This is a genomic window from Phenylobacterium sp. (genome assembly GCF_024508875.1).
Classification (GTDB): domain Bacteria; phylum Pseudomonadota; class Alphaproteobacteria; order Caulobacterales; family Caulobacteraceae; genus Phenylobacterium.
Genome location: NZ_JANINU010000127.1, coordinates 1 through 6,643, shown reverse-complemented (window position 1 = coordinate 6,643; position 6,643 = coordinate 1). Strand labels below are relative to the sequence as shown.

The 6,643-nt window shown below is 68.2% G+C and carries 10 protein-coding genes and 1 tRNA gene; 8 read left to right on the top strand and 3 right to left on the bottom strand.

The genetic code is table 11. The features are described 5' to 3' along the window. Positions 1-204: sodium/proton-translocating pyrophosphatase (locus tag Q0L11_RS11000; protein ID WP_296597271.1), on the top strand; the 204-nt coding region annotated here is incomplete at its 5' end. Between the two features lie 81 nt (positions 205-285). On the opposite strand, the gene Q0L11_RS10995 is transcribed toward Q0L11_RS11000, so the two are convergent. Beyond that, positions 286-780 (bottom strand): outer membrane protein assembly factor BamE, encoded by a 495-nt coding sequence (locus Q0L11_RS10995; protein WP_296597270.1) that lies wholly within the window; start codon positions 778-780, stop codon positions 286-288. Positions 781-893: 113 nt separating this feature from the next. Here Q0L11_RS10995 and Q0L11_RS10990 point away from each other — a divergent pair, with 113 nt between their 5' ends. From Q0L11_RS10990 to Q0L11_RS10965, 6 genes are all read left to right on the top strand, one after another. Then, positions 894-1,421, top strand: coding sequence for a ubiquinol-cytochrome C chaperone family protein (locus tag Q0L11_RS10990; protein WP_296597269.1), 528 nt, complete (start codon positions 894-896; stop codon positions 1,419-1,421). Next, positions 1,418-1,933, top strand: a complete 516-nt coding sequence (locus Q0L11_RS10985) for a DUF177 domain-containing protein (protein WP_296597268.1) — start codon at positions 1,418-1,420, stop codon at positions 1,931-1,933. The genes Q0L11_RS10990 and Q0L11_RS10985 overlap by 4 nt, the downstream gene beginning before the upstream one ends. Before the next feature lie 72 nt (positions 1,934-2,005). Further along, on the top strand, positions 2,006-3,061 hold the full coding sequence (gene plsX, locus Q0L11_RS10980; protein ID WP_296597267.1) for a phosphate acyltransferase PlsX: 1,056 nt from the start codon (positions 2,006-2,008) through the stop codon (positions 3,059-3,061). 1 nt (position 3,062) lies between these two features. After that, complete coding sequence (locus tag Q0L11_RS10975; protein WP_296597265.1) at positions 3,063-4,043, top strand: beta-ketoacyl-ACP synthase III; 981 nt, start codon at positions 3,063-3,065, stop codon at positions 4,041-4,043. Between the two features lie 100 nt (positions 4,044-4,143). Continuing rightward, positions 4,144-4,446, top strand: a complete 303-nt coding sequence (locus Q0L11_RS10970; RefSeq protein ID WP_296597272.1) for an integration host factor subunit alpha — start codon at positions 4,144-4,146, stop codon at positions 4,444-4,446. A gap of 15 nt (positions 4,447-4,461) precedes the next feature. Next, entirely contained in the window at positions 4,462-4,884 is a 423-nt protein-coding gene (locus tag Q0L11_RS10965; protein ID WP_296597264.1) for a MerR family transcriptional regulator, read from the top strand. A gap of 75 nt (positions 4,885-4,959) precedes the next feature. Here Q0L11_RS10965 and Q0L11_RS10960 read toward each other — a convergent pair. After that, a tRNA-Pro gene (locus tag Q0L11_RS10960) sits at positions 4,960-5,036 on the bottom strand. A gap of 60 nt (positions 5,037-5,096) precedes the next feature. Then, entirely contained in the window at positions 5,097-5,306 is a 210-nt protein-coding gene (locus tag Q0L11_RS10955) for a DUF2842 domain-containing protein (protein WP_296597263.1), read from the bottom strand. 89 nt (positions 5,307-5,395) lie between these two features. Between Q0L11_RS10955 and Q0L11_RS10950 the strand changes: the two genes are divergently transcribed. Continuing rightward, entirely contained in the window at positions 5,396-6,430 is a 1,035-nt protein-coding gene (locus Q0L11_RS10950) for a COX15/CtaA family protein (RefSeq protein WP_296597262.1), read from the top strand. Positions 6,431-6,643 lie beyond the last annotated feature (213 nt).

The following is a 6,643-nucleotide window of genomic DNA, read 5'->3' as shown; positions in this document are numbered from 1 at the left end:
GCGTGGGACAACGCCAAGAAGCTGATCGAGGAAGGTCACCACGGCGGCAAGGGGTCGGAGGCTCACAAGGCCGCCGTCACCGGCGACACCGTCGGCGACCCCTACAAGGACACGGCGGGTCCCGCCGTGAACCCGATGATCAAGATCACCAACATCGTGGCCCTGCTGCTGCTGGCGATCCTGGCCCACGGCGCGGTCGGCTAGTCCGGCGCCGCCTCAGGCGAAAAGAAGAGGCCCCGGAGATCGCTCTCCGGGGCCTCGTTCTTTTCGATCCTGGAGGAGGCGCTAGCGCCGGTCGCCGGGGCGGCTGCCGGGCACGCCTTCGTCGTCCTGCGGGAGCATGGTGCCGCGGCCCACGCTGCCCAGGAGCTGTTCCAGGACGGTCATCTCGCGGCCGCGGGTCGGCGTCTCGCGGTTGTTGTAGGCGATCACCTTGCCGTCCTTCAGCGTATAGACGTTCACTGTCTCCACCATCTCGCTGTCCTTGTTGAAGACGATGGCGGTGACGTTGCGGGCTGTGACCTGCGGTTTGCGGAACGCCACGCGCTCCTTCACCTGGTTGATATAGAACCAGACGTTCGGGTCGAAGGTGGACTGCACCGAGGGGGACCCCAGCTTGGCGCGGACGGTGGACTTCGTATCCGTGCCGACCTTCACGTCCTTGGGGTCGCTGTCGATCGCCTGGAAGCCGGAATAGCTGGTGATCGGCGAACAGGCCGAGAGCCCGGCGGCCGTCAGGGTGACGGCGGCAAGTGCGGCGAGGGCGGCGTTGCGGGACATCAGGACTCGTTTCTGGTCGCCAAGCGGGCAAGAGCCTTTGACCTATCGCCGGCCGCCCCTTAGTTCAATGCCGCCTTTAGCCACGTCTTCTGGCGAAATCGAGGCCGGTTTCCATGCTCAAGCGGCTGTTCAAGCCCCGACCGACACAGATCGCCGCCCAGGCGCTCTATGCGGCGATGGTCGCCCAGGCGCGCCAGCCGTTCCTCTACGCCGACCTGGGCGCGCCCGACACGGCGGAGGGCCGGTTCGAGATCTACAGCCTCCACACCTATCTGATCCTGGAACGGCTGAAGGGGCAGGGGGCGCAGGCCGCCGACACGGCGCAGGTCTTCTTCGACACGTTCCTCAGCGGGCTGGACAACGGATTGCGCGAGCTGGGTGTCGGCGACCTCTCCGTCGGAAAGCGCATGCGCAAGCTGGGGGAAGCCTTCTACGGCCGGGTCCATTCCTGGGAAGCGGCGCTCGCGGCGCTGCCGGACCGCGCGGAGATTGAGGCCGTACTGGCGCGGACCGTCTACGCCAACGCCGACAGCACGCCGGCGCCGCACCTCGCCGCCTACGTGCTGGCGCAGCGCGAGGCCCTGGCCGGGCAAGACCTGGAGCGCATCGTGACCGGCCAACTGAACTGGAGGCCGCTGTGAGCTGGGACCGTCTTATCAAGTTGCACGAACTGGATCGCGGTCCCGTCCGCCTCCAGCTCTTGGCCGACGAGTCCGAGCGCGCCGCCATCGCCAAGCGCCTGGGACTTCGCGGCCTGCCGTCGCTCACGGCCGAGGTCACCGTGAAGCCCTGGCTGGACGGCACCGAGATCGTGGGCCGCTTCAAGGCCGTGGTGGAGCAGGTCTGCGGCGTGTCGCTGGAGCCCTTCGAACAGCCCCTCGCCGGCGAGATCGATGTGCGCGTCGTTCCGGCCGGAAGCCCGCATGCGGTGTCTCATGAAGGCCCTGAGGTCGAACTGGACCTCGACGCGCCGGACGCGCCGGACGTGCTGTCGGGGGACGCCATCGACGTCGCGGCCTATGTGGTCGAGCACCTGGCGCTGGAGATCGATCCTTTCCCGCGCAAGCCGGGCGCAACCTTCGATTACCAGGCGCCCGAGGAGGAGACCTCTCCGTTCGCGGCGCTCAAGAAACTCCACGAGCCGAAGCCCTAGTTTCCAGTCTTTGACGGGCGGGAGTAAGGTCGCCCCGCGAATCCGGTTCGCCGAGGGACGAAAGCACTTCATTTGACCCAATCCCTGGTGATTTCCGTCGACGCCATGGGCGGCGACCACGGCCCGTCTGTGGTCGTACCGGCCTGCGCAGCCGCCCTGAAGGACCTCCCGCCGACCGTCCGGCTGCTGCTGCACGGCGACGAGGCCGCGATCCGCGCCGAGATGGCGCGGTGCAAGCTTTCCGAGGCCCGGGCCGAGGTGCGCCATGCCGAGCGGGTCATCGCGATGGACGAGAAGCCCGCCCAGGCGCTGCGCCGCGGCAAGGGCACGTCGATGTGGGCCTGCGTCGAGGCGATCCGCGAGGGGCAGGCGAACGCCGCAGTCTCGGCCGGCAACACCGGCGCCCTGATGGCGATCTCCAAGCTGATCCTGCGGATGAGCGCCGACCTAGACCGGCCGGCCCTCGTGGCCAGCATTCCCCACGCTAAAGGTGTCACCACCTTCCTGGACGTCGGCGCCAACGTCGACTGCGACGCCGAGCGCCTCGTCGAGTTCGCCATCATGGGCGAGGCCTATCACCGCGCCGCCCACGGTGTGGCGAAACCCACCGTCGGCCTGCTGAACGTGGGCTCGGAGGAGATGAAGGGCCACGAGGAGGTGCGCGAGGCCAATCGCATCCTGCGCGAGGGGGCGATCGACCTGGACTACAAGGGCTTCGTGGAAGGCGACGACATCACCCATGGCGCGGTCGACGTGGTGGTCACCGACGGCTTCACCGGCAACGTGGCCCTGAAAGCCATGGAGGGCGCCGCGAAGTTCATGTACGGCGAGTTGCGCGACGCCCTGGCGTCGGGCCTGCTCACCAAGCTTGGCTTTCTGTTGGCGCGCCCGTCGCTGCGGCGTTTCCGCGACAAGATCAGCCCGCCGCCCGCCGCGCCGCTGCTGGGGCTGAACGGCCTGGTCCTGAAATGCCACGGCGGTGCGGATGCGCGCGACTTCGCGAAAGCCCTGCGCGCGGCGGCGGATATCGCGCAAAGCGGGTTTGCCTCGGAGATCGAACGGAATATGAGGCGGCTTCCCGCCGCCCTTGCGCCGGCGGACCGCGCATCCGCGGACGGAGCCGCCTGAATTGTCCAAAGTCCTGCGTAGCGTCGTCACCGGGGTCGGAGGCTATCTGCCCGACCGGATCGTGACGAACGACGAACTCGCCAAGATCGTCGACACCTCCGACGAATGGATCCGCGAACGCACCGGCATCCGCCAGCGCCGCCAGGCGGACGACGATACGCCGGTGTCGGACCTCGCGGTGGAGGCGGCCCGCCGCGCGCTCGAGGCCGCCGGCCGCACGCCCGCCGACGTGGACCTGATCATCGTCGCCACCACGACGCCCGACCTGACGTTCCCCGCCGTCGCCACCATCGTCCAACGCAAGCTGGGCTGCCCCGTCGGCATCGCCTTCGACGTGCAGGCCGTGTGCTCGGGCTTCGTCTACGCCCTTTCGACGGCCGACGGCTTCGTGGCGCGAGGCCGCTCGAAGTGCGCGCTGGTGATCGGCGCCGAGACCATGACGCGGCTGATGGACTGGACCGACCGCGGCACGTGCGTGCTGTTCGGCGACGGGGCTGGCGCCGTCGTCGTGGAGCCGGGCGAAGGCGAGGGGACGACCGCCGACCGCGGCCTGCTGGGTTTCGCCCTGCGCGCCGACGGGACCAAGCAGGAACTGCTCTACGTGGACGGCGGCGTCTCGACCAACCGCCAGACCGGCTACCTGCGGATGCAGGGCAACCAGGTGTTCCGCCACGCCGTGGTGAACATCTCGGAGGCCGTGACCGCCGCGGCCGCGGATGCGGGCGTGGCCGTGCCGGACGTCGATTGGTTCATCCCCCACCAGGCCAACCAGCGGATCCTGGAAGGCGTGGCCAGGCGGCTGGGCATCGACGAGACGAAAGTCATCTCGACCGTGGCCGAACACGCGAACACCTCGGCGGCCTCGATTCCGCTTGCGCTGGACCAGGGGGTGAAGGACGGTCGCATCCGTCCGGGCCAGCTCCTGTTGCTGGAAGCCATGGGCGGCGGCCTCACCTGGGGCGCCTGCGTCTTGCGCCTTTGAGGATCAGTTAGGCTTAAGCTGTAAAGCGTGACTTGAAGTCTTTGTCGCGATGGGACAATCAAGGCGCATGAACGACGTGTCTGCGGGGACAATGGCCATCATGAAGGGCGCGACGGTGACGCGGGCCGATCTGTGCGAGTCCGTCCACGAGCAGGTGGGCCTCACCCGTCAGGATTGTTCCGAGCTGGTCGAGCGCGTCCTCGAACTGATGTGCCAGGCGTTGGAGCGCGGGGAGCAGGTGAAGCTTTCGGGCTTCGGCGTGTTCCAGGTGCGCGCCAAACGCGCCAGGATGGGCCGCAACCCCAAGACGGGCGAGCCGGCCGCTATCGATCCGCGCCGGGTCATCGGCTTTCGCGCCTCGCAGGTGATGAAGGCGCGCGTCGACCAGGCTCTCTCTCGGTGACGGCCTCGTAGGGCGATGGCCAAGGGGCCCGAAGCCTTCCGCACGATCTCCGAAGCGGCGGACGAGCTTCATGTGCCCCAGCACGTCCTCCGGTTCTGGGAAACCAAGTTCAGCTTCATCAAGCCCATGAAGCGGGCGGGCGGGCGCCGGTTCTACCGCCCGGCCGACATCGCCGTGCTGCGCGGCGTGCGGCGCCTGCTGCACGATGAGGGCTACACGATCAAGGGCGTCCAGAAGCTCCACCGCGAGCAGGGCCTGAAGCGGCTCGTCGCGGCCGGGGAGGGCGCTTCGCAGGTCCCGTCGGAGCCTGCGGCCGCTATCGCGGCGAAGCCGGCGGCGGCGCGCACGCCCAAGGCCGTAGGCGGATCGGCCCTGCTGGAGGCGCTGCGCGATCTCGAGACGGCCAAGGCCCGCTTGGACGGCCTGCTGAAGGAGTAGGGCGCCTTACCCCGATCGTCATGGCGGCCATGACGAGCATGTCTTTATGGATGGGAAATTCTCGCCGCCGGCCGCTGGTCGGAGCGACAGGATTTGAACCTGCGACCCCTTGACCCCCAGTCAAGTGCGCTACCAAGCTGCGCCACGCTCCGAAGGGCCAGGCGGCGAGGCGCGTCTTCTAGCGGATAGACGCGCGACCGCAAGCGCCAAGTTCAGCCCTTGGGCGGCGGCTCCCGGTTCATCCACCGGATCAGCGGGAACAGCGGCACGCCCCAGAGCGTGCCGGCCAGGCCGTAGTAGACGAGGCGCGCCGCCCAATGGTCCGGGAGGTAGTCGCCGATGGTGGCGACGGCGACGACATAGGCGCCGCAGAACCCCAGGATGCCGATCATGCCGATGAACTTGCGCAGGCGCGGAGACATGGCTGCGTCATAGAGTGCTGGAGGCCGGTGCGGAAGACGGCTAGAGAGCCCGCCAAAGTTCGGCCCAGAAGCTGCGCCACCGCCCGTCGATGACTTCGTTCCTGCGTTCAGACCGTTCCAAGCCCGTGGCCATCTGGCTGCTGGTGGTCGCCGCCATGGTGCTGGGCATGGTGATCGTCGGCGGGGCGACGCGCCTCACCGACAGCGGCCTGTCCATCACCCAGTGGAAGCCCGTGACTGGCGCAATCCCGCCGCTGAGCGACGCCGACTGGCAGCGCGAGTTCGCGCTCTACAAGCAGATCCCGCAGTACAGCCAGCTCAACGCCGGCATGAGCCTCGGCGCCTTCAAGTCCATCTACTGGTGGGAGTGGTCGCACAGGTTGCTGGGGCGCCTGCTGGGCGTGGTGTTCTTCGTGCCCTTCGTGGTCTTCGCCATCCGGCGCGACCTGCCGCGGCGGCTGTTCCTGCGTCTGGGCGGCATCTTCGTCCTGGGCGGGCTGCAGGGGGCGGTCGGCTGGTGGATGGTCTCCAGCGGGCTGGCCCAGCGCGTGTCGGTGGCGCCCGAGCGGCTGATGGTCCACCTGGGCCTGGCGTTCGCACTGCTGGGCCTGCTGCTCTGGACAGCGCTGGACGCCTGGGCGGGGGCCGCGCGCCAGACCTTGCCCAGCCCGTGGGGGCGGCGCGCCTCCTGGCTGATCGGCCTGATCTATCTGCAGATTCTGCTGGGGGCCCTGGTGGCCGGCAACGACGCTGGCCTCGTCTACAACGACTGGCCGTTCATGAACGGCGCCCTGGTTCCGGACGACTATGGCTCGGGCGGCAGCCTTTGGGCGACTCTGGCGCACGTGCAGGGGGCGGTGCAGCTACATCACCGGCTCGTGGCCTACCTGCTGACCATCGTGGCGGTCGCGATCGGGGCGGCGGCATGGCGCTCGGACTATCTGGCGCGCGAGTCCAGGATGCTGGGCGCGGCGGTGGCGGTCGCTGTCTTGCTCCAGGTCCTGCTCGGGATCGGCACGCTGATGATGCATGCGCCTTTGGGCATGAGCATCGTCCACCAGTTGGTCGCGGCACTGGTGCTTAGCCTGGCGGTGGCGTTCGGCTGGCGCGTGCGGCGGGTCTGAGCGCAGAAAAGTCGCGGTATTATAATACCGTAACGCGTAAGTATCAGAATTTACGTGCTTTTCGTGGAAATGCGCGACATTTCCACTGTTGACTTTGAGGCTTTCGACCGGCATATGCCGCGCCTCACGTCGGGGACGCCTTCAGCGGCTCCGCTAAGTCTATTGGATCGTCCCTCATGCTGAAGAGCACCACGGCTTCGCTGAAGCCCGCCG

Excerpts from the sequence above, each read along its gene's own strand:
- Q0L11_RS10965 (WP_296597264.1), top strand. The coding sequence starts at position 4,462 with ATGGCCAAGGGGCCCGAAGCCTTCCGCACGATCTCCGAAGCGGCGGAC.
- Q0L11_RS10995 (WP_296597270.1), bottom strand. The coding sequence starts at position 780 with ATGTCCCGCAACGCCGCCCTCGCCGCACTTGCCGCCGTCACCCTGACG.
- Q0L11_RS10950 (WP_296597262.1), top strand. The coding sequence starts at position 5,396 with ATGACTTCGTTCCTGCGTTCAGACCGTTCCAAGCCCGTGGCCATCTGG.
- Q0L11_RS10955 (WP_296597263.1), bottom strand. The coding sequence starts at position 5,306 with ATGTCTCCGCGCCTGCGCAAGTTCATCGGCATGATCGGCATCCTGGGG.
- Q0L11_RS10970 (WP_296597272.1), top strand. The coding sequence starts at position 4,144 with ATGAAGGGCGCGACGGTGACGCGGGCCGATCTGTGCGAGTCCGTCCAC.
- Q0L11_RS10990 (WP_296597269.1), top strand. The coding sequence starts at position 894 with ATGCTCAAGCGGCTGTTCAAGCCCCGACCGACACAGATCGCCGCCCAG.